This window comes from Streptomyces sp. WZ-12 (assembly GCF_028898845.1).
Lineage (GTDB): Bacteria > Actinomycetota > Actinomycetes > Streptomycetales > Streptomycetaceae > Streptomyces.
On sequence record NZ_CP118574.1, the window covers coordinates 881,789 to 902,574 of the forward strand.

The 20,786-nt window shown below is 70.5% G+C and carries 21 protein-coding genes and 1 pseudogene; 10 read left to right on the top strand and 12 right to left on the bottom strand.

What is annotated here, in order from left to right; genetic code table 11:
* Positions 1-12 precede the first annotated feature (12 nt).
* A pseudogene (locus PV796_RS03440) lies at positions 13-441 on the top strand (adenosylcobinamide amidohydrolase); the annotation flags it as partial.
* Here the strand turns inward: PV796_RS03440 and PV796_RS03445 are convergent.
* From PV796_RS03445 to PV796_RS03455, 3 genes are all read right to left on the bottom strand, one after another.
* Complete coding sequence (locus PV796_RS03445; RefSeq protein WP_274911336.1) at positions 440-1,525, bottom strand: protein kinase family protein; 1,086 nt, start codon at positions 1,523-1,525, stop codon at positions 440-442. The pseudogene PV796_RS03440 and the gene PV796_RS03445 overlap by 2 nt on opposite strands.
* A 618-nt stretch (positions 1,526-2,143) precedes the next feature.
* The gene (locus PV796_RS03450) at positions 2,144-2,389 is read right to left on the bottom strand and encodes a DUF6332 family protein (protein WP_274911338.1); all 246 of its coding nucleotides are present in this window, start codon (positions 2,387-2,389) and stop codon (positions 2,144-2,146) included.
* Positions 2,364-3,122: a class I SAM-dependent methyltransferase gene (locus tag PV796_RS03455; protein ID WP_274911339.1), complete on the bottom strand. Its 759-nt coding sequence runs from the start codon at positions 3,120-3,122 to the stop codon at positions 2,364-2,366. The genes PV796_RS03450 and PV796_RS03455 overlap by 26 nt, the downstream gene beginning before the upstream one ends.
* Positions 3,123-3,708: 586 nt before the next feature.
* Between PV796_RS03455 and PV796_RS03460 the strand changes: the two genes are divergently transcribed.
* The 3 genes from PV796_RS03460 to PV796_RS03470 all read left to right on the top strand — a co-directional run bounded on the left by PV796_RS03460 (position 3,709) and on the right by PV796_RS03470 (position 5,906).
* Positions 3,709-4,917, top strand: a complete 1,209-nt coding sequence (locus PV796_RS03460) for an alpha/beta hydrolase family protein (RefSeq protein WP_274911340.1) — start codon at positions 3,709-3,711, stop codon at positions 4,915-4,917.
* Between the two features lie 230 nt (positions 4,918-5,147).
* A complete protein-coding gene (locus tag PV796_RS03465) occupies positions 5,148-5,348 on the top strand; it encodes a WD40 repeat domain-containing protein (RefSeq protein WP_342456952.1) in 201 nt (66 codons plus the stop codon).
* A 96-nt stretch (positions 5,349-5,444) separates the two neighbouring features.
* Positions 5,445-5,906, top strand: a complete 462-nt coding sequence (locus tag PV796_RS03470) for an ankyrin repeat domain-containing protein (protein ID WP_274911343.1) — start codon at positions 5,445-5,447, stop codon at positions 5,904-5,906.
* A gap of 65 nt (positions 5,907-5,971) precedes the next feature.
* On the opposite strand, the gene PV796_RS03475 is transcribed toward PV796_RS03470, so the two are convergent.
* Positions 5,972-6,610 carry a response regulator gene (locus PV796_RS03475; protein WP_274918848.1) on the bottom strand — a complete coding sequence of 213 codons (639 nt, stop codon included), beginning with the start codon at positions 6,608-6,610 and terminating at the stop codon, positions 5,972-5,974.
* Positions 6,607-7,851 carry a sensor histidine kinase gene (locus tag PV796_RS03480; protein WP_274911344.1) on the bottom strand — a complete coding sequence of 415 codons (1,245 nt, stop codon included), beginning with the start codon at positions 7,849-7,851 and terminating at the stop codon, positions 6,607-6,609. The genes PV796_RS03475 and PV796_RS03480 overlap by 4 nt, the downstream gene beginning before the upstream one ends.
* Before the next feature lie 179 nt (positions 7,852-8,030).
* Between PV796_RS03480 and PV796_RS03485 the strand changes: the two genes are divergently transcribed.
* Positions 8,031-8,513 (top strand): hypothetical protein, encoded by a 483-nt coding sequence (locus tag PV796_RS03485; RefSeq protein WP_274911345.1) that lies wholly within the window; start codon positions 8,031-8,033, stop codon positions 8,511-8,513.
* 51 nt (positions 8,514-8,564) lie between these two features.
* On the opposite strand, the gene PV796_RS03490 is transcribed toward PV796_RS03485, so the two are convergent.
* From PV796_RS03490 to PV796_RS03505, 4 genes are all read right to left on the bottom strand, one after another.
* On the bottom strand, positions 8,565-9,509 hold the full coding sequence (locus tag PV796_RS03490) for an NmrA family NAD(P)-binding protein (RefSeq protein WP_274911346.1): 945 nt from the start codon (positions 9,507-9,509) through the stop codon (positions 8,565-8,567).
* A 575-nt stretch (positions 9,510-10,084) separates the two neighbouring features.
* Positions 10,085-10,351, bottom strand: coding sequence for a hypothetical protein (locus tag PV796_RS03495; protein WP_274911347.1), 267 nt, complete (start codon positions 10,349-10,351; stop codon positions 10,085-10,087).
* Between the two features lie 263 nt (positions 10,352-10,614).
* On the bottom strand, positions 10,615-11,451 hold the full coding sequence (locus tag PV796_RS03500; RefSeq protein ID WP_274911348.1) for a maleylpyruvate isomerase family mycothiol-dependent enzyme: 837 nt from the start codon (positions 11,449-11,451) through the stop codon (positions 10,615-10,617).
* Between the two features lie 10 nt (positions 11,452-11,461).
* Positions 11,462-12,709: an acyltransferase family protein gene (locus PV796_RS03505; protein WP_274911350.1), complete on the bottom strand. Its 1,248-nt coding sequence runs from the start codon at positions 12,707-12,709 to the stop codon at positions 11,462-11,464.
* 170 nt (positions 12,710-12,879) lie between these two features.
* Here PV796_RS03505 and PV796_RS03510 point away from each other — a divergent pair, with 170 nt between their 5' ends.
* Positions 12,880-14,049, top strand: coding sequence for an anhydro-N-acetylmuramic acid kinase (locus PV796_RS03510; RefSeq protein WP_274911351.1), 1,170 nt, complete (start codon positions 12,880-12,882; stop codon positions 14,047-14,049).
* A gap of 13 nt (positions 14,050-14,062) precedes the next feature.
* Here PV796_RS03510 and PV796_RS03515 read toward each other — a convergent pair whose 3' ends face one another.
* On the bottom strand, positions 14,063-14,773 hold the full coding sequence (locus PV796_RS03515; RefSeq protein WP_274911353.1) for an SDR family oxidoreductase: 711 nt from the start codon (positions 14,771-14,773) through the stop codon (positions 14,063-14,065).
* A gap of 264 nt (positions 14,774-15,037) precedes the next feature.
* On the opposite strand from PV796_RS03515, the gene PV796_RS03520 reads away from it, so the two are divergent.
* Positions 15,038-15,937 carry a Vgb family protein gene (locus PV796_RS03520; protein WP_274911354.1) on the top strand — a complete coding sequence of 300 codons (900 nt, stop codon included), beginning with the start codon at positions 15,038-15,040 and terminating at the stop codon, positions 15,935-15,937.
* Positions 15,938-16,535: 598 nt separating this feature from the next.
* The gene (locus tag PV796_RS03525) at positions 16,536-16,829 is read left to right on the top strand and encodes a response regulator transcription factor (RefSeq protein ID WP_274911355.1); all 294 of its coding nucleotides are present in this window, start codon (positions 16,536-16,538) and stop codon (positions 16,827-16,829) included.
* Between the two features lie 60 nt (positions 16,830-16,889).
* Here the strand turns inward: PV796_RS03525 and PV796_RS03530 are convergent, their stop codons facing one another.
* Positions 16,890-17,774: a LysR family transcriptional regulator gene (locus PV796_RS03530; protein ID WP_274911357.1), complete on the bottom strand. Its 885-nt coding sequence runs from the start codon at positions 17,772-17,774 to the stop codon at positions 16,890-16,892.
* Between the two features lie 188 nt (positions 17,775-17,962).
* Between PV796_RS03530 and PV796_RS03535 the strand changes: the two genes are divergently transcribed.
* A complete protein-coding gene (locus tag PV796_RS03535) occupies positions 17,963-19,489 on the top strand; it encodes an MFS transporter (RefSeq protein ID WP_274911358.1) in 1,527 nt (508 codons plus the stop codon).
* Between the two features lie 146 nt (positions 19,490-19,635).
* On the opposite strand, the gene PV796_RS03540 is transcribed toward PV796_RS03535, so the two are convergent.
* Positions 19,636-19,923 carry a response regulator transcription factor gene (locus PV796_RS03540; RefSeq protein WP_274911359.1) on the bottom strand — a complete coding sequence of 96 codons (288 nt, stop codon included), beginning with the start codon at positions 19,921-19,923 and terminating at the stop codon, positions 19,636-19,638.
* A 164-nt stretch (positions 19,924-20,087) separates the two neighbouring features.
* Here PV796_RS03540 and PV796_RS03545 point away from each other — a divergent pair, with 164 nt between their 5' ends.
* Complete coding sequence (locus tag PV796_RS03545) at positions 20,088-20,684, top strand: CGNR zinc finger domain-containing protein (protein WP_274911361.1); 597 nt, start codon at positions 20,088-20,090, stop codon at positions 20,682-20,684.
* The last annotated feature ends 102 nt before the right edge of the window (positions 20,685-20,786 follow it).

The following is a 20,786-nucleotide window of genomic DNA, read 5'->3' on the forward strand; positions in this document are numbered from 1 at the left end:
GAGCCCTGCCTGGTGTCCGCCGTCGTCCCGCCGCCGCGCGCGGCCGTCCGTTTGCTGACGGTGCGCCAACTTCCGTACACCGAGGCCGGCGAGGAGCTGAACGCTCTGCTGTGGTCCGCGGGCCCCGGCTGGCGGATGATCAGCTCCGCCGTCCTCGGCGGGGGCATCGGCGCCCGCGCCTGGGTCCTCAACGCGCAGGTCTCCCACGGCTATCGACGCACCGACCCCGCGCGGCACCTGTCCGAGCTGGGCCGGGACGCGGGCGTGCGGGGCGAGGGCGTCGGGCTGATGACGGCCGCCGACGTCTCGCGGTACGCCCAGGCCCAGGACGGCGGCGTCGAGGCGGTCGCCACCTCGGGCATCTCCGTGCGTGGTTGGGCCGCCGCGCCCGAAGCGGGCGCGCCGTTGCCGGCCGCGCCGGGCACGATCCGGCCGACCGCTACCGCCACTGACCCACGGCCCACCGCAGGTCCGCCGCCGGGAACGGGGTCCGCTTGCTCCCGGTGAGCAGCCGGCGGTGGAAGTCGTCGAGGAGGAGCGCCGACCGGGCGTGCCGGTCGAGCAGGGCGGCGATCCGCGGGGGCACGCCAGGGCGACGGCCGGCCAGCCAGGCACGCAGGAAGACTTCGGGGCCGAGGGCGCACTCGCCCGCACCGCCCTGCCACACATCGGGGAGGACGTGGTGGCGCAGGAGGTGCCAGGGGGCGTAGTAGCGGTCGTAGTCGAGGTGCTCCGTCAGGAACCCGGCCTCCTGGGGCGAGAGCGCGAAGTCGCGGCTCAACGCCAGGCCGAAGTCCGCGAAGTACACCTGCCGGCCGTCGGTCAGCAGGTTGCGGAAGTGCGCGTCGAAGTGCACCAGTCCGCGGGAGCTCATGAAGGCCGTCCCCCGGGCCAGTTCGTCCTCCACCCACTGGTAGTGCGCGCCGGCCTCCGACGGGGTGCGGGCCGCGGTGCGGGCGGCGGCGAGCCAGGCGGCGAGGGACTGCGGCAGGTGTTCCAGGAAGAGCACCAGACTGGCGGAGGCCCGGCCGATGGCCTCCAGCCGGCGGCGCACGGCGGGTTCCCCCTCCCAGTGGGCGACCGCCCCGTCGATGCCGCCGAACTCGTCGACGAAGCCTTCCGGCGGGCCATCGGGCAGCACCCGCCAGTGGTACAGCAGGGGAAAGCCGGCGTGCGCGCCCGCCAGGACCCATCCGGTGGTCAGCAGGTGTGCGGCCAGCTCGCGCCAGGCACCGAACCCGGCGGAGCCGATCCCGTACTGGTAACAGAGCGGCAGATCAAAGAGGTTGGCGGTCGAGCGCAGGTGTTCCGGGCGCAGTTCGAGGTCGGTCAGCGGGATGCGTTTGACGAAGACGCGCACCCCTTCGACGTCCAACTGCGCGGCTCGGCCGCCGATCCCCACCCCCAGGGACGGGGCCGCGGCGATCGCGTCGCGGAGCCGTTGGTCACCGAACTGGGACAGCCGGGTCCCCACCATCGCATAGGCGGACCGGCGCGCCGCGCGCCGCGACTCGGCTTCGTTCATCGGGAACTCCAAGGTGACTGCCGCACAACCCTTGACGTCGCATCATGCCACCGCGCCACGAACTGGCCATCATTTCAACGCAGTTGGGCGAACTCGGCGCGACGAGGTCGAACTGACCGGGTGGTGGCCGGACTGGCCGCGCTGGCCGGACCGACCGGACTGGTCCCACCGGCCGGACACAGAGCCCTGCCGGAAAGTACACCAGCATCTCAGCGCACATGCCCCCGGCAGCCATCGCACCAGCCAATTTCACGCTTTCTCCAGGCACTGACCAATATTCCGCCTCATGCGGAATCAATCGTGAAGCTCAAGAATTGGCCTGTTTTGGCTGAACCAACGATGGCGCACCGTGCCAGCGTCGCCATGACAACGACCGCCCATGCCAACAGAAGGGGGAGCGCATGACACGGCATTCTCGGCGACTGGCCTGGAGGATTCTTCCGGCACTGTCAGCCGCTCTCGTCTTGCTGGCAACGACCGCCCACTTCCAACCCGCACTCTGCTGGATCGCCGCACTCACCCTGATGGTGATTTTCGGACTCGCGCCCACGAGGAAGACATCCGGCAAGAGGGATACGGGCCTCCCGCCAAGAAGCACCGGAGCGGGGTAGTTGTAGTTCAGCGCCCCTGGCGGCGGGAGAGGTCGAAGCGGCGCAACACCCGCACCAGACGCCAGACCGCGGCAGTTGCGGCCAGCACACCACCGGCCGCCAGCAGGCCCTTACCCGCCGGCTCGGCAACGCCAACAGCCAACGCAGGGACCAGCGCCACGGCGAAGACGGCCGCCGCCCATGCCGCAGCCGTCAGCGGCCCCGAGCACTCCCGCGATCGGCAGCGCTCAACTCGGCTTGGTGGCGGAGACAACCACGGTGGGCACCCAAGGACCGCTCCACCACATTCGTGCCCCCGCGCCGCGGCGGGTCACGTCGGAGCATCCGAGTCGTTGCAGATGGGCGCCGTACTGGCGGGTGTTGCGGAGATCGGCGATGACGAGGCGGCCGCCGGGCCTGAGCACGCGTACCGCCTCCTCGATCGCCGAGGCGCGGCCGGTGGGATCGGAGATGTTGTGGATCGCCAGGCTGCTGATCACGACGTCGAATCGTCCTTCCTCGAAGGGGAGTTGGGTCATGTCGGCCGTGTGGAGCTCGACGCGGTCGGCGACGCCTTCCGCCCGTGCGTTGCGTTCGGTGACGGCGGGATGGTTGCCGCTTTGGTCCTGACTGCGCCACAGGTCGACGCCGTAGGCCCGGCCGTCGGGAACGCGGCGGGCGGCCGCCAGGAGCACCGCTCCCCGCCCACAGCCCAGGTCGAGGATCTCTTCGTCGCCACGGAGCGCCAGTTCGTCGAGGAGCTTCTCCCAGACGAGGAACTTGCCGCGCCGGGTCACGTACAGGAACAACCCCGCGGCGGCGAGTACCAGGCAGCCGGCGAGGACCGCCCAGGGCGCGGGGGCGAGGCCATCGACGGCCAGGGAGACCACGCCCCAACCCAACAGTCCGACGCCCACCACCCCGTACAGCGCCGGAATGTAGGGGGCGTCGATGCCGTACGCCCCACGACGCCCCGCCGAAGTCCCAGTTGATGCACGGTAGTTCAAGGTCCCTCCCCGCCCGTCACCGTCCACATGGTCAGTCCCACGGTAGTCAGTCCCAGGTTAGGGCTTCCGCCGGCGGCTTCCCTTCCCCCTTGTGACGGCGCTTCTGACTGCCGCCCGTGGCTGCCAAGTGTCACGACTGCCTGTGGTTGTCACCGTGACCTTGCTCCGGCCGGAGCGGGCGGGACATCCGCCGGGCCGGAGTTGGCGCATCTCGACATGCGAAGCGTGCGGTGCGACAGATTCCGCGGCGGGGAGGTGGAGGAGAGGCGGACGGGGCCGGCCATGACATGGCACCCGGGGCGGGCGGCTGGGCGCACCGACGTGCGAAGGGCAGTGCGCCCAGCCTCTTCCCGTCCGTCCATTCCCGACGGGCCTGCTCCGACGCTAGGCGTTGGCCAGGCAGGCCGCCAGGCAAGCACGTCCGTCTTCGGTACCCGCGGGAGAACGGGGCGCGGGCGGGCTCCCGGCTCTACGCAGGGGTCTTGGCCAGAATCCGGGTGAGACCTGCCGCCCTGCCCCTACGCAGTGGGGAGTTGGGCCCGCTCCAGCCGGCCCATCAGCTCAGACGCCGCCCTATCGTGCCTCCATGAGGAAACTCCACCGTGCCGCGGCGACCGCACTGCTCGCCCTCTCCCTGCCCCTGTCCCTGCCCCTGTCGGCCGCCGCCTCAGATACCGCCTCCCGTACGGCCTTCGCCACGACCGCCGCTGCGCCGCCATCCGTCCGGCCCGCGCAGGCCGTCCAGCTCGCGCTCCCCCGCCCCACCGGTCCGCATGCGGTGGGACGCAGCGTCGTGCCCCTCGTCGACAAGAGCCGCCGTGATCCCTGGGTTCCCTCATCGGGGGCGCGGAAGCTGATGCTCTCCGTGTACTACCCGGCACACCGGGGAAGCGGCCACCCCTCTGCCTACATGACCACCGAGGAGGCCCAACTGATCCTGGCGAGCCAGCACTTGGAGAAGACGGTGCCCGCCCGGACGCTGAGCGCTACCCGCACCTACGCGCGTACCGATGCGCGACCCGCGTCCGGCAGGTATCCGCTGGTCGTGCTCTCGCCCGGCTTCGGGCTGCCGCGCACCACCCTCACCCTGCTCGCCGAGGATCTGGCCAGTCATGGGTACGTGGTCGCGACCGTCGACCACGCCTACGAAGCGGTCGGCACGTCCTTCCCCGGCGGGCGCACGCTCACCTGTACCGCCTGTGACACGGTCAAGCCGGATCAGCTCGGCATCGTCACCGCGAGCCGGGCCAAGGACCTGTCCTTCGTGATCGATGAGCTGACGGGACGCCATCCTGCCTGGAAATACGGGTGGTTGATCGATCCGAGGCGCATCGGCATGGCGGGGCACTCCATCGGCGGGGACAGCACCGCGCGCACCATGGCCTCCGACGGCCGGGTGCGGGCGGGCATGAACATGGACGGCGCGTTCAATGTACCCATCCCTGCCGCCGGGCTTCGGGGCAAGCCCTTCATGTTGCTGGGCAACGCCGAACACCGGCCCGGCCAGGACGGCACGTGGGACGAGGGGTGGGCCCGGCTGGACGGTTGGAAGCGGTGGTTGACCGTCTCCGGCGCCCACCACGTCAGCTTCCTCGACCTGCCCGTCCTGGCGGCCCAGCTCGGGGTGCACGATCCTGCCGCGTCGCTGTCGGGGCGGCGCGCGGCGCAGATCACGCGGCGCTACGCCGGCGCCTTCTTCGACCGGCATCTGCGCGGTATTCGGGAACCGTTGCTCGACGGCCCCTCGAAGGCCAACCCGGAAGTCCGGTTCGAGCTGCCCCATGGCGGTGTCTGACCCCCCCCTGCGGAACGGCGAGTTAGCGGTGCGAGCAACACAACGCCCCGGTCCGGCCCGCCTGTTGGCGGTCCGCCGGGGCGCCCTCGTCCACTGCCAGGTGACCGGCGTGATCGTGAGGCCGGGCGGCTCTCCCCCCGTGGCAGAGCCACCCGGCCGGTCTAGTAACCACCGCCGCCGACCACACCGCGCGCCTGTGGGACGTCCGCTCCCAACGCCCCGCCGGCGTCCTGACCAGCTCGACGATCCCCGTCATGGGCGCCTGGTTCTCCCCCGACGGCCGCACCCTGGCCACCGTCAACAGCGACCGCACCGCCCACCTATGGGACATCGACGCCTCCGGCGTCGCCCGCCGCACCTGCACCGTGATCGACACCCAACGCTGGTCCCGCCTCCTCCCGGACCTATCGGCGGCCGGAGTGTGCCGCTAGACAACGCCCGCCCTGCCCCTCACAACCCATCAACAACGCGCAGATCCATACAAACAGTTCGCCCCACCCAACACCCGTTCAGTAACGTCGCCCCTGATGAACCACAGACACCAGAAGAAGCAATCCCGGCGCCTCTTCCAAGCGATATGGCACGGCGACACCGGCGCCGCCAAGGCGGCACTGCGGGCTGGCGCCGCCCCGGACCGTCGCAACAGCGAGGGAACCACCCCGCTCTACGAGGCGTCCGTGAGCGGCCGGGCCGCGATCGCAGCCCTGCTCCTGGCGGCCGGCGCCTCCCCCGACACCGAGAGCGCCGGCCCCGGCGCGGAGGGCACACCGCTGTGCGCAGCCGCGTGCTGGGGCCACACCGAGACGGTCCGCACGCTACTGGCCCACGGCGCCGACCCCAACCAGCGCGAAGACCACGGCACCGGCCGTTCCCCCCTGGCCTGGGCCAACGACGGCCCGCACGGACCCCACCACGAAACCGCCGCCCTGCTGACCGCGGCGGGCGCCCGCACCGATACGGAAAACCTCGGGGCCGGGCGAGTGCCCTGAGCGACCAGCAGCGACGGATACTGGCAGTCCTGCGCGTCCTCGGACCTGAGGCGGCCCGTTCGTCGCTACGCGCCCACTCCCAGGAAGCGCAACACGGCGAGCACCCGTCGGTGGTCGCCGTCGGCCTTGGGCAGGTCCAGCTTGGCCAGGATGTTGTTGATGTGCTTGGCCACCGCGCTCTCGCTGACCACCAGTTGGGCGGCGATCCCGGCGTTGGAGCGGCCCTCGGCCATCAGCGCCAGTACCTCGCGCTCGCGCTCGGTCAGCCGTTCCATCGGGTCGCTCGGGCGCCGCACCAGCAACTGCGCGACCACCTGCGGGTCCAGGGCCGTGCCGCCCGCCGCGACCCGGCGGAGCGCCTCGATGAACTCCTCGACGTCGGCGACCCGTTGCTTGAGGAGGTAGCCGACGCCGCTGGTGTGGGCCGCGAGCAGTTCGGCCGCGTAGCGTTCCTCGACGTACTGCGACAGCATCAACACGGCGGTGTCCGGGCACTGTTGGCGAATGACCAGGGCCGCCCGCACTCCCTCGTCAGTGAAGCCGGGCGGCATACGGACGTCCACGACGGCGATGTCCGGGCGGTGCTCCTCCACCGCCCGCAACAGCCCGTCCGCGTCGCCGGCCTCGGCGACCACCTCGAATCCGGCCGTCTCCAGGACCCTGACCAGTCCGATCCGGAGCAGAACGGAATCCTCGGCTATCACAGCGCGCTGGGCAGCGTGCACGGCAACTCCACGGTGATGACGGTCGGGCCCCCTGGGGGGCTGTCGATGGCGAGGGTGCCGTCCACCGAGGCCACGCGCCGCGCGAGCCCGGTCAGGCCGGTCCCCCCGGAGGGTTCGGCCCCTCCCCCACCATCATCGGTGACGCGTACCCGCAAGGTGTCACCGGCCCGTTCCGCCACCACCTCGGCGTGACTGGCCCGGGCGTGCTTGGCGACGTTGGTCAACGCCTCGGAGACGACGAAATAGGCCACCGCCTCCACCGCGGGCGCGGCGCGCTCGGCGACGTCCACGGTGACGTGGACGGGTAGGGGCGCGCGGGCGGCGATGCCGGAGAGGGCGGCGTCCAGGCCGCGGTCGTCCAGGACGTGCGGGTGCAGGCCGCGCACCAGGTGGTTGAGCTCGTCCAGGGCCTCCTTCGCCGCGCGGTGGGCCTCGTCGATGACGGCACGGGCCTCGGGCGGCAGATCGGTGAGGGTGGTCCGGGCCAGGCCCAGGTTGACCGCCATCGACACCAGCCGCTGTTGGGCGCCGTCGTGCAAGTCACGCTCGATGCGCCGGCGCTCGGCGTCCGCGGCGGCCAGCGCCTCGGCCCGCCGTTCGGCCAGGTCCGCCACCCGCCGTTCCAACTCCTCGGCCCGACTGGGCCCGAGCAGCCGGACGGCGCTGACCGACTCCAGGCGGATCACGGCGCCGGTCAGCGACGACAGCCAGGGCAGTACGGCCAGTCCGGCGACGGCGAAGAGCCAGCCGTCGACGTCCGCCCACTGCGTGAACGACCAGTCCCTCGGCAGCACCCAGTACCAGGCATAGAAGGAGATGCCGCCGATGCTGCCCAGCCACAGGGCCAGCAGCACGGCCTCCACCAGGCCCAACACCGGCCCGGCGAGCTGGTGGTAGCCGAGCTGGCGCCAGTACGCGCTGGTGCCCAGTCGGTGCCTGGCGCGCTCCAGTTCGTTGCGTCCCTGCACGGGCGCGGTGCGGGGGATCTCGGTGTCCGCGTACGCGGCGAAGCGGCGGCGCTGGAGCCAGGTGACGCCCGTGGTGGCCGCGACGGCGAAGACCAACGGGACCAGGGCCCCGCGGGGAGCGAAGGCGGCGGTGAGGCTGAACCACACCCACAACAAGAAGGCGGCACTGTGCAGCAGGATGCCCGTGCACAGGAAGGCGAGCTGCGTTCGTATGCGGGCCAGGCGGCGCGGCCGCCCGTCGGATCGGTTCATGACTACGACGGTAAACGCCCAGCTCAGCGGCTTCCATCACGCCAACTTCCGCAACGAGGGTGTAGCTAGTGCCACCCCACGTCTGACGGTCACGCTACTGACTGCGCCCGGCGCGGAACCCAGTCTTGTCGGGGAGCCCGACGGTCGGGCCCCTCAGTCAGGAAGGCGTCTTCCCCACCATGGCCCTCGTAGCCCTCAGCTCACCTATCAGCAGCGGCAGTTGCACGGTCAACGCCGCCAGGCACGACGGGCCAGAGCACCTCGACACCGCGCGCCGCCGGCGGGCCCGCCGCTGGCAGGGCCGCATACTGACGGCCGCCGGCCTCGCCCTCCTGCCCTGGCTCGGCTACCTCGCCGGCACCCTGCCGCCCGCCCAGGCAGCCCCCTGGATCGCCCTGGACGCCCTGGAGGCCGCCGCCCTCCTCACCGCCGGAACCCGCCTGAGGCGCGCCGACCCCCGCCACACCGCCCCCACCACCATCGCGGCAATCCTCCTCCTCGCCGACGTCTACCTCGACCTGTCCACCGCCGCCCCCGGTCCCGCGCTCGCCACCGCCGTCCTCATGGCCGCCGCGGTCGAACTGCCCTTGACCGCCCTGTGCGCCTGGCTCGCCACCCAACCGAGCGGGGGCGCGGGCACTCGGGACGCCCGGTCGTCGTAGGGCGATTCGACCCGTTCGATGAACGTTCGTCGCCGACATCCAAGGCACGTGTCAGGCGTGCTGCTGATCGGTCGGGCCCTGAGCGGCCGAATCCTCGGTTGCCTGGAGGACGTCCTCGAAGCCCAGTGGGGGTCGGCCGAGCAGTTCGGTGACGTCGTCCGTCACGCGGTCGTAGCGGTTCTCCCGGTGCAGCCGGGCCATCGTGGCGATGTGCTCGAACACATGCGAGGGCAGGTCGAGTTGGCCGAGGTCGTGTGCCACCCACTCCTCGTAGGGCACGTCGACGTAGGTCACGGGGCGCCCCAGGGCCGCGGAGAACTCGGCCGCGATGGCGGTCATGTCGCGGGACCGCGCGCCGGTCAGTTCGAGGACCCGGCCGACGGGTGGGTGGGGATCGAGCAGCAGGTGGGCGATGACCTCCGCCACGTCGCGCGCGGCGACCGGGGAGGTGCGGGCGGAGCCGAACGGCAGGCGGATCGTGCCGTCCCGCCGGATCGAACTGAGGGCGATCCGCGCGAAGAGCGGGTTCTCCATGAACACGGTGGGGCGGACGTGGATGACGGGGACTCCCGACCAGTTGAGGACCTGTTCGGCGAGCCAGTGCAGGCGCTGCTGACGGGACTCGGTGACGCTGCCGAGGTCCATCTGAGAGACCGTCATCTGGGAGATGTTCACCAGCAGGTCGAGGCGATCGCTCTCGCGTGCCGCCGCGGCCACCGTCGCCGTGGCCTCCAGGTACGCGGGCGAGACGCTCATCCCGAAGTAGGCCCGGCGGCAACCGTCGAGCGCCGCCACGACGTCGGCGCCCCGGGCGAGATCGCCGACGACCACGTCCACGCCCTCCATGGCCCGCAGGGCCTCGGCCCGCTCGTCGTCGTGATGCAACAACGCCCGGACAGGCACCCCCGCGGCACGCAGCCGATCGAGGACCGTTCGGCCGACTCCACCCACGCCACCTCCGACGCCGGTCACCAACACGGGCTGAACATCCGACATGCGCTCCTCGCCTCCTGCTCTGCGGACCAACCGGTTCTCTTCCCCCTCTGTTCTTCTACAGCATTCCCTTCAACACTTCCCCTACCGCACGAGCCTCCCGCCGTACCGGCGCGCACCCGACCCGTGACGGACACGCGCCGGGTGCGCGGGCAGGTGGCGCTCCCGCGCCAGGCACCTCCGCACTCGGCGGCGGTGCGTTCCCGGCCCTTGAGGACCATCAGCATGACGACGGCCGGGGCGATCGCCAAGTGCGGGGCGCGGTCGGCGGGCGGGACCGCGTCGATGACCAGGAGTCGGGTGCCGGGCGCCATGGACCGGCGGAGGGTGGTGCAGGATGCGCAGGCAGTCCTCGTCGGGCCAGTCGTGCTGGATACCCGTAGGGAACGCCGAGTTCACGCAACACGTGGGGACGGTACGGACGTGAACATGGTGCGCACGGTGTCGCCGACCGGAACGACCCGCCACCGACGTTAGTGGGGCGTTAGCCGGACAACGGTGGATCACCAACAGCGGCCGGCAATCTGGTGCTCACCCACCCGCCACACCACGTCGAGAGAACGGGGGAAGCGCATGTCTCACCGCACCACGCTCCACCACGCCCGCAAGGCCGCCGCCGCCACGGTGATCGCCATCGCAGCGTTCGGCCTCACCGCCTGCCAGGGCACCAGCGGCAACAGCAACGCCTCGTCCGCGCCTTCCTCCTCCTCGCCCTCGTCCTCGACCTCATCCAGCACCGCCGCCGCGAACGCCTCGCAGTCCTCGGCCTCCACGGCGAAGACGACCCATGGCTCCGCCAGGACCGCGGCGTCGGGCGTCCACAAGAAGAGCGGGGCGAAGTGCACGGACCGGATCAACTACGCGGGCGACCCTCGGTCCAACGCCGAGATCAACACCATCGGCGCGAAGACCGGTTACTGCCCGCCCGTGCAACACCAGTGAGATCTTGCCGGGGGCCGGTTCTTGCGGTGCGTGAGTTCTCGCCGCGGCTGACCGAATCCACCACCTGGCTCGCTATCGCCAACTGGCTTCCCCGTGAGGCGAGTTGCGACGAGTGTTGCCGCGAGCCGGGCCGGCAGAACGTAACTCCGGCTCGCAGCAACCGGGTTCAGGAGAAGGACGCGTAGTCCAGCCAGGCGTCGAACACCGAACGGTCGCCCAGCACCTCGATCCCGGCGTCGTCCACGGACCGCCGGCGGTACAGGGCCAGCAGCAGCTCGGTGAGCGGGCCGCGCAGGGCGACCGCGGCCTTCTCGTGGGCGCGGCGGTGGGTCAGCCGATCGCCCGTCAGGTCCAGGACCCACTCGGCGTGCAGGCCGGCCGGGGCATCGGTGGCGTGCAGGTGGATCGTCCGGCCGGGGCCGAACACGCCGTCGGCGTGCTCCACCCAGCGCCCGGCCGCCTCCGGAAGGGCGCACAACTGGAGCCATTCGTCCAGGCAGTCGGCGGCGAGCTCCGGCGGGACCACGTAGTCGGCACCGGAGGTGAGCGCGGCGTCGGCGCGGTGGATCACCGTCTCGTGAGCCATCCGACGGGCCCAGAACCCGGCCCGGTGGTCCGGGGACCAGGACCAGACGGCAGCGTCGGGACCGGCCTCGCGAAGCGCCGCCACGGTGCGCTCCGCACCCTCGGCCAGCCAGGCATCGAGCGCCTCGGGACTGTCATCGTCCGGCCCGGCAGCGCCAGGCATGTCGGCCGAGGAGATGAAGTCGGTGGCACGGGACGCGACCAGTTCCCCGGCCCAGCGGTGCGCTCCGCCGATGTGTCGGGCGAGTTCGGCCAGGGTCCAGTCGGGACAGGTGGGCACGTTCGCGGTCAAGTCCGCGCCGCGCAGCGCGGCGCGGAGGCGTTCGGTCTCGGCGAGCAGTTCCGCGCAGTAGCGTTCGTGGTCGAGGGCCCCCTGGAGCGGGCCGGGCGGGGTCGCGTGCGTTTCCTGAGCAGTCATGCGCCACACGCTACTGCCCAACTCCCCACCCCGGCCTCCCAATTGTGCGGCCGCGTCGCCCCTCCGGATCGGCCGGCCGGCTCCGAGGGCTCATCCCACGCATCAGTCGGCGCCGCATCACGCGCCCGAGGGGACCGTCGACCACGCGGTGGATGACGGCCGAGAGCAGCAGGGCGAACGCGGCCGCCACGGCCATCGACGGGAGGACGCCAAGTCCAGGCACCTTCTGCAACAGCCCCTTGGCCACGGGTATGCCGATGCTCTGGTGCACCAGGTAGAAGGGGTAGGTCAGCGCGCCGGCGGTCACCAACCACCGCGACCGGCAGCGGGCGAGCGGGCCGACGCCGGCGAGCGCGAGGAGCGCGAGGAAGGCGGTCAGCACCGCGGCGCAGACGGCCCAGGAGAGCGCGCCCCCTTCGGCGGGCCGCACCGCGTGCGCCGTCACCCGGTCGTTGAGCACGGTGAGTTGGTAGCACCAGGCGAAACCGGCCAGCAGCCACAGCACCAGGTTCTGCCCGAACCGGTGCATCAGGTAGAGCGCGATGCCTGTGACGAAGAGGCCCGCGTACTGGCTGAGGGCGAACTCGTCGAGTACGGCCGAGTCGAGTTCGCGGGCGACGACCGCGAGGGTGAGCCAGGCGCCGCAGAAGGCGATCATGCGGCGATAGGTGAGCCCGAAGAACAGCATGACCGCCATGAGCAGGTAGAAGCGGGCCTCCACCCAGAGCGTCCAGGCAACCCCCTCGATCAACTGGAGCCCCAGCGGCCCCGGGACCATCGTCAGGTTTCCCAGTATCGTCCGGGGGTCGATCGGCGTGGCAGCCTGGAGACGAGCGAGCCGGGCGATCAGGACCAGGCCGACGACCATCAGCACGACGCACCAATACGACGGGAACAGCCGGGAGATGCGGGACACGGCGAACTGCACGGGCGTGCGTCCCCAGCAACTCATGCAGATGACGAAGCCGCTGATCAGGAAGAAGAACTCGACGCCCAACCAGCCGTAGCGGCTGATCTCGTGCAGCGCCGGAGCGAACTGCCTGGGGTCGTTCTCGCCCCAGAAGTGCGGGGTGGTCGTGCCCACGTAGTGGAACGCGGCCACCGCGAGGGCGGCCACCAGGCGCAGCCCGTCGATGGCGGCCAGCCGCGCGCCCGTGGCCGGCCCACTCGTCGAATCCCGCTCGTCCCTCCGGCCCTCGGGAACGTCGTCGAGTCCGGTTCTCTGCCGGACCGGAAGCGTCAAACTGCCTTTGTGCACGGTGGGTTCTCCAGAGCGGATGGCGAGGGTCGCCGGGCAACGTCCCCAACTATACTTTGCATGTATACATGGAAAGAATAGAGGGAGGGTAGTCGGGCCCACGGCATCAGCAGCAACGGCAGTCGGCGGCACCGTGACAACCGGAATCCCCAAGGTGTATCGATGGCGCCATGCGCGTAATCGGCCTGATGTCAGGCACCTCCTACGACGCCATCGAGGCGGCCGCCGGGGACCTCACCCTCGACGGCGACATCCTGCGCCTGCGACCGCGCGGGCACCTCTCCGTCCCCTACCCGGACGACCTGCGGAACCTCATCGCCGCGACACTGCCGCCGGCCCCCACAACCGCACAGACCATCTGCGCCTTGGACACCGGCGTGGGACACGCCTTCGCGTCCGCCGCGGCACGCGCCTCGCAAGAGCTGTGCGCCAACGCCGCCGACCTCGTCGTCTCACACGGCCAGACCCTGTACCACTGGGTGGAGAACGGGGCCGTCCGCGGCACGCTCCAACTCGGCCAACCCGCCTGGATCGCCCAGCGAACCGGGCTCCCCGTCGTCTCCGACCTGCGCAGCAAGGACGTCGCCGCCGGCGGGCAGGGCGCCCCGCTGGTCAGCATGACGGACACCCTGCTGCTGCGCGCGCTCCCCGGCACACCGGCGGCGCTCAACCTCGGCGGCATCGCCAACATCACCGTCGTCGCCGCCGACACCGAACCGCTGGCCTTCGACACTGGCCCCGCCAACGCCCTCCTGGACGCCGCCGTCCGCCACTTCACCGGCGGCGCGGCGCACTACGACGAGGACGGACGCCGGGCCGCCGCCGGCCGGACCAACCCCGACCTGCTCCGCCTCCTCCTGTCCGATCCGTACTACCGCCGGCCCGCCCCCAAGACCACCGGCAAGGAACACTTCCATCTGCCCTACCTACAACAGGCACTGCAGGCGACGCCGGGACTCACCCCCGACGACGTACTGGCCACCCTGACCCGCCTCACCGCGGTCACCGTCGCCGACGCCTGCCGCGCCCACCACGTCACCGAACTCATCGTCTCCGGCGGCGGAACCCGCAACCCCACCCTCCTGCGGATGCTCGCGAGCGAACTCCCCGCCGTACCACTCCGCCCCAGCGACGACCTCGGCCTCCCCTCCGACGCCAAGGAGGCCCTGGCCTTCGCCGTCCTGGGATTCCTCACGTTCAACGGGCTGCCCGGCGCCCTCCCCTCCAGCACGGGCGCCCGTCAGGCCACCCTCCTGGGGAGCATCACACCGGGCCGCTCTCCGCTGCGGCTACCCGAACCGGCGCCTCATCCCCCACGCATGCTGCGCATCACCGCGTGAGCGAAACGGTCGGCTAGCGCCCGCCGAGGCTGCTCCCGCCGTCGACGTCGAGGACGTGGCCGGTGACGAATCCCGCGTCGTCGGACAGCAGGAACTCGACGGCCGCGGCGACGTCTTCGGGAGTTCCCAGGCGCCCCATCGGGATCGAGGCGATCGCCTTCCGCTCCCCCTCGCTGCCGACGGGCCGCGCGCGACGGAACAACTCGGTCGCGACGGGGCCGGGCGACACCGCGTTGGACGTGATGCCGTCCGCGGCCAACTCCAAGGCCCAGGAACGGGTGCAGCCGACGAGCGCGCTCTTGGCCGCCGCGTAGGACGTACGGTCCTTGGCGCCGTACACCGCCCGCGAGGCGATGTTGACGATCCGTCCGAAGCGCTCCGCCCGCATGCCCGGCACCAGGCCCTGAACGATCTGGACCGAAGCGCGCAGGCTCAGGTCCACCACCCGCTGTAACGTCGCCAGGTCGAGATCCTCGATGGGCTGGGGCTCGGCGATACCCGCATTGTTGACGACCCGACAGATGGCGCGCCCGCGGGTGGCCTCCTCCACCATGCGGGCGGTGTCGTCGACATCGGCGAGGTCGCACTGGAGGAAGGTCCCGGGGAACTCCTCGTCGGGCGCGCTCCGGGCGATGCCGATGACTCCGTACCCGGCCTTCGCCAACCGCTGGGAGATCGCCAACCCGATGCCCTTGGTGGCACCGGTGATCAGCACGTCGTTCATGATGCTCCTCCAACCATCCGTTGTTTCCCGGCCGTTGCCCGCCCGATCGCACGTCCCGTCTGCCGTCTGTCGCCTTCGGACGCGGCCGCGCAGGCAATCGTGCCATGTCACCCCGCGCCACCGAGCCGGAAATTCAACAGGCCCCAACACCAAGCCCGGATAACATCCACATCCACATCCACATCCACATCCGCATCCCCATCCACAGTCACGCCCGAAGCCGCCCCTCCGGTGTCCGCCGATCCCCCCTCAAGGAAGCCGCCCATGCCACATCACTCGACCGTTTCGATCTCCGAATTCGCCGTCTCCGACGGTGCGGCCGGCCCCTACGGAATCGCCGCCGGAGCAGACGGCGCCCTGTGGTTCACCCTGGTCCATCACGGCCGGATCGGCCGGCTCGCGCCCGACGGCGCCGTCACCTCCTACCCACTCGCATCGGCGTCGAGCGGACCCTCGCTCATCACCGCGGGGCCGGACGACGCCCTGTGGTTCACCGAGTTCCGCGCCCACCGGATCGGCCGCATCACCACGTCCGGAGACATCACCTCGTTCCCGCTACCAACCCCGGACGCCGGGCCGTTCGGGATCACTACGGGCCCCGACGGCGCGCTGTGGTTCACCGAAACCAACGCCGACCGGATCGGCCGCATCACGCCCGACGGGAACGTCACCGAGTTCCCCCTCCCCCTCACCGGAGCCTTCCCGTCAGCCATCGCCACCGGCCCGGACGACCGCCTCTGGTTCACGATGAACCAGGCGAACGCGATCGGCGCCATCGGGCTCGACGGCGATGTCACCGTCCACCCGCTCCCCACCCCGGCGAGCGCCCCCGTCGGCATCACCGCGGGCGCCGATGGCGCCATGTGGTTCGTCGAGATCGGTGCCGGTCGGATCGGCCGGATCGCGCCGGACGGAAAGCTCGACGAATTCGCCCTGCCGGACAGCGGGTCACGCCCCCATGCCATCGCCACCGACGCCGACGGCACCTGCTGGTTCACCGAGTGGGGAGCCAACCGCATCGGCCGCATCACCCCCGACGGCCACATCGACGAACACCCCCTCCCCACCCCGTCCTCGGAACCCCACGGCATCACCCAAGGACCGGACGGCGCCATGTGGACCGCCCTCGAAATCGGCACGCTCGCACGCCTCACCACCGTCTGATCCGCGGTCGCGCACGGCGAAGATGAGAGGGACCGTGGACAGTTCCAGGTACCTGCTCGGCGCGTTGCGGACGAGTTCGGCGGCCTGCATCCAGCGCAGGCCGCCGAGTGCTGTCGCGAATGCGGCGAGCAGAGCGTCCCCGACCGGCGCGCCGCGGAATGGGAAACGGCACGCCGCCTGCTGCGCGAGGCGATCTCAGCGGCCAAGACCTTCGCCACGAACACGACGTCATTTCGGCCGCCAACTGGCGCCCGAGGCCCCCGTCGCAATCCACTTGTGTATCTACTTCTACTCCTGATTCCGCTTCTGGATTCCGGGAATTCAGTGGGTGTACACAATGAGGCCGGCCAGTCGTGCCACGCCGGGCCGGCCAGTCACAGCAACGCAGAGACCTCCGCGCTGCTCGGCTCAAGCCCGGGGCTCACGAAGGTTGGTTTGCCGTTGTTTACTTGTTACTTCTGCATTAAGAACGAGCGCAGAGCATTGTTCGTCGTGTGCTGCCTTCGTACGGTGATTGTTTCGCGGGGTGAATCCATGTGTCGTGTCGGCGGGACCCCGGCTGGTCGGAGGAGACGACGCACAGATGGGGGATCCTGCTATGAGTTGCGGCACGTTACGTTGGGACGGCGCGGACGACGACGGCAATTCCGAGGAACGGCGGCCGCCGGCAGCACAGTTGACCCGACGTGAAGCCGAGGTCGCGCAGGGGATTGCTGCGGGGCTTTCGAATCGCGGAATCGGTCGCCAGTTGGGAATATCCGAGCGGACGGTAAAAGTGCACGTCCGGTCGATATTCATCAAGATGGATGTGTCCTCGCGCACCGAAGCCGCGGTACGGGCGCTGCGCGAAGGGCACATTGCGATGCCGCCCGCCGCACCCGATGAGGCATGAGCGCCCGAAACCGGTCTGGAAGCCGATGGGTGAGGGTGGATCAGGTCGCGTCGGTGCGGGTTACTGCGGCAGGCCGGTGAGGATGTCGAGCATGGCGTGGACGGCCGGGGTCGGCTCGGCGGTCGTGGTGGCGTAGACCTGACGGGCCGTGCGTGGGGCGAACGGCTTGACCGAAACCCCGTGCGTCATCTGGTCGACGGCAAGGCTGGGGACGGCTGCGACACCGAGCCCGGCCTCGACGAGTCGGCTGACCGTGGCGTAGTCGTCGCTGTCGAACACCACCTTGGGGGCGAATCCCGCCAGGCCGCAGATGTGGGAGAGCATGCGTGAGCACATCGGGTCGTGGTTCTGGATCCAGGCTTCGCCGCGTAGTTGTGCGGCGCTGACCTCGCTGCGGTCGGAGAGCGGATGACCGGCCGGTAGTGCGACGTGCATGGTGTCCTGGAGGAGCGGTACGGCGTTGATGCCGGTGAGGTCGACGAGGTCGGCGAAGTCGTAGGTGTAGAGCACGGCCAGGTCGAGTTGACCGCTGCGCAGGAGCTCGACGCTGCGATCGGAGGAGTGGCTGTGCAGGGTCAGCTCGACGTCGGGGTGGCTGCGGCGGAACGCGGTGATGGCCGCTGGGAGGAGGCGCGCTCCGGCGGAGGGGAACGTCGCCATCCGCAGCCGGCCGGCTCGTAGGTGGATGAGGTCGTCGAGCTCGTGTTGGGCGGTGGCCAGGCGTTGCAGCATGGCCTCGGTGTGCTCGACCAAGAGCCGGCCGGCGTCCGTGAGTTGGACGCCGCGCTTGAGGCGGATCAGGAGGGGGGTGCCGGCTTGGTGTTCCAGGGAGCTGATGTGCTGGGAGACCGCCGAGGGCGTGAAGGCGAGTGCCTTGGCAGCCCGGGTCATGGAGCCCTCTCGCGCTACGGCGTGTAGGACGTGGAGGCGACGAAAATCCAGCATTTAGCTGAGCTTAATACCCCTGGGCATTTCTGTCACTGGACTTACTTCTGCGGCGTCTCGACCATGGAGACATGTCTTCAGCGGCTCTTCCCTTTCGGCGTTCTTCCGGTCCCGCCAGCCCCTTAGGTGCAGAACGTTCCTCACCGCCACCCGCCGCCTCCACGCCGGGCGTTGCCACCGGTTCCGCGGTGTCGGGCGACTCGGCCCGGTCCACGGGCGGGGGCGTCGGCGGCCGTTCGCGCCAGTTGGCGGTGGCCGTGTACGGGTCGGTCGTGTTGGTGTTCGCGACGATCAACGCCGTCAACCTCGCGTTGCCCAGCCTCTCGGCGAGTGCCCTGCACCCCTCACCAACGGCCATGTTGTGGATCGTCGACGCCTACGCCATCGTCTTCGCCTGTCTGCTCATCCCGGCCGGGGTGGTCGGCGACCGCTTCGGGCGCAAGCGGACGCTGATCAGCGGTCTGGTGGTGTTCGCCATCGGCGCGTTGGCCTCGGCCTTGGCGCCGGGCACGAGCGTACTGCTGGGCGCCAGGGCGCTCACCGGCGCCGGCGCAGCCTTCGTGCTGCCAACCACTCTGGCGTTGCTGTTGGCCGTCATCCCCCAGGAGGGCCGCGCCAAGGCGGTGGCCACGTGGACGGCGATGGCCTCGGTCGGCGGGGTCGCCGGCAACCTCGGCAGTGGGATCGTGCTGCAATTCCTCCCGTGGCCAGCGTTGTTCGGGCTGTTGGCGGTGGTGGCCTGCGGCCTTGCGGTGCTGGCGGCGCGTGGGGCGCCGCGTACCCCGGGACGTCCGATGGTGTTGGATCCGGTGGGCGCGCTGCTGCTGGCCCTGACGCTGCTCGGGCTGCTGTACGCGATCATCGAGGGACCGGAGCGGGGTTGGACGTCCGCTCCGGTGCTGTCCTCGGCGGTGGCGGCCGTGGTGCTGCTGGTCGGGTTCGCCGGGTGGGAACTGCGCCACCGGGAGCCGATGTTGGACCCGCGGGTGTTCGCCCTGCGTGAGCTGCGCGCAGGGACGCTCGGGGTGACGGTGGTGTTCGTGGCGGTGTTCGCGCTGTTCTACACCAACGCCCAGTACCTGCAGTACGCCAAGGGGTTCTCCGCGCTGCTGACCGGGGTTGCGGTACTGCCGTACGCCATCGGTACGTTCGTGGCCTCGCGCAACAGCGTGCGGCTGACCGAGCGGCTGGGCAGGCGCGTGGTGGTGTCGGCGGGGTTGGTGCTGACGGTCCTCGCGTTGGTGTTGCTCTCCACGGCGAGTGCCGGCACGCCGTACTGGCTGTATGCGTGTTACCTGTTGGTCTTCGCCGCGGGTGCTGGCGTGGCCGTGCCGCCGATGTCCACTGGGATCCTCTCGTCACTGCCGCCGCATCGGGCAGGCCTGGGCTCCGGGCTCAACAGCGCCACCCGTGAACTGGGCAGTGCACTGGGGGTGGCCGTGCTGGGAACGGTGATGAACGTGCGGTTCGCCAGCCGTCTGCCGAAGTCCGTCGAGGGCGGTGAAGGGGCCGGTCACGGGCACGGTTCGGTGGGGGCGGCGCTGAACGCCGCGTCGCGGCTGAGCGCGACGGAGCACGGGCGGGTCATCGATGCCTTCACCCAGGCAATGGGCGACGGCTACCGGGCCGTGGGCGTCGTGGTGTTGGCGGGTGCGGTGTTGGTGATGGTCTGGTTCCGCCCGCGTCGGGGCGGGGCGACGGGTGCGGCCACGTAAGGCCGGCGTGGCCTGACGGCAATGCCGAGCGGGCCGGCTCCCTGGAGAGGGGAACCGGCCCGGCAGGACGACAAAGACCCGAGGAGCGGGGGCAGTTGGAGCTCCGCTGGATGGGTCCGGGCGTTCGGGATGCGTCGGGTAGGGGATCAGGCCGGTGGGACGACACCTGCCTGGAGGCCGATGATGGCGGCCTGGGTGCGCGAGACCACCCGGAGCTTGTGGAAGATCGATCGGATGTGGGCCTTGACGGTGTGCTCGGAGATCCGCAACTCGCGCCCGATCCGACGGTTTGACATCCCTTTGACGATCGCCGTGAGAACCTGGATCTCACGTTCCGTCAACTTCGGTCGAGAATCGCTTGGTTGGGCGCATGGTGGGTCACATGCGCCGACCGGGGGTCTGGCTAAGACGTAGGGGGTTCCATTGATAGACATGCTCCCTGCGACCTCCTGGGCCGGGTCCGCCGCCGAATCACTGGCCAACGAAACTGTACCAGATGGAACCTACTAAGATGGTTCCATGGCGAGGGTGTGAGCCTCGTCCGAACGGGCATGTCGGGGGCGTCAGCATCGTGTGAACCACAGCGAAAGGGCAGGCCATGGGTGAAGCAGACCTGTATGACCGCCGGTTGGACTTCCCGTTCCATTCGGGGCGACCGTGCCTGGACTTCGCGGGCACGATGGGGCGACGCGGACACCATGACATCGAGCGCATCGCGACCGGCGACCACGTGAAGCGGTGGGGGGTCGAGGCCGGCCTGTTGCCGCCGGACGGTGCGCCCGTGCCGGTCACCGAACACACCGCACGCCAGGCACGTGCGCTGCGCGAATCCATCTACCGTGCCGTCCGCGCCAAGATGGCCGGCACCGCCCCTCATCCCGAGGACACCGCCACGGTCAACCGATGGGCGCGCCGCGCACCGCTACCGCTGGCGCTCAGCGCCGATGGTCGCGGTCTGGACTGGGCCGGCACGGAATCGGTACTGGGCATGCTGGCATCCCTGGCCCGGGACGCGGTGGAGCTGCTCACGGGCGTTGACGCGCTGCGGCTGCGCGAGTGTGCGGGGCCGACCTGCACGGTGATCTTCCTGGACCAATCCCGAACGAACAACAGGCGGTGGTGCTCGATGGACCTGTGCGGCAATCGGGACAAGAAAGCCAGCTTCAGACGGAAGGAGAGGATCAACAAGGGCTGAGGCCAGGCGAGTTGAGAGGGGCAGCGGGAGCGGGCATGCACGTGGGCCGCCCGTGAGGGGTATCACGGGCGGCCCACGACTGCCGGATGCGCATGAGCGCGC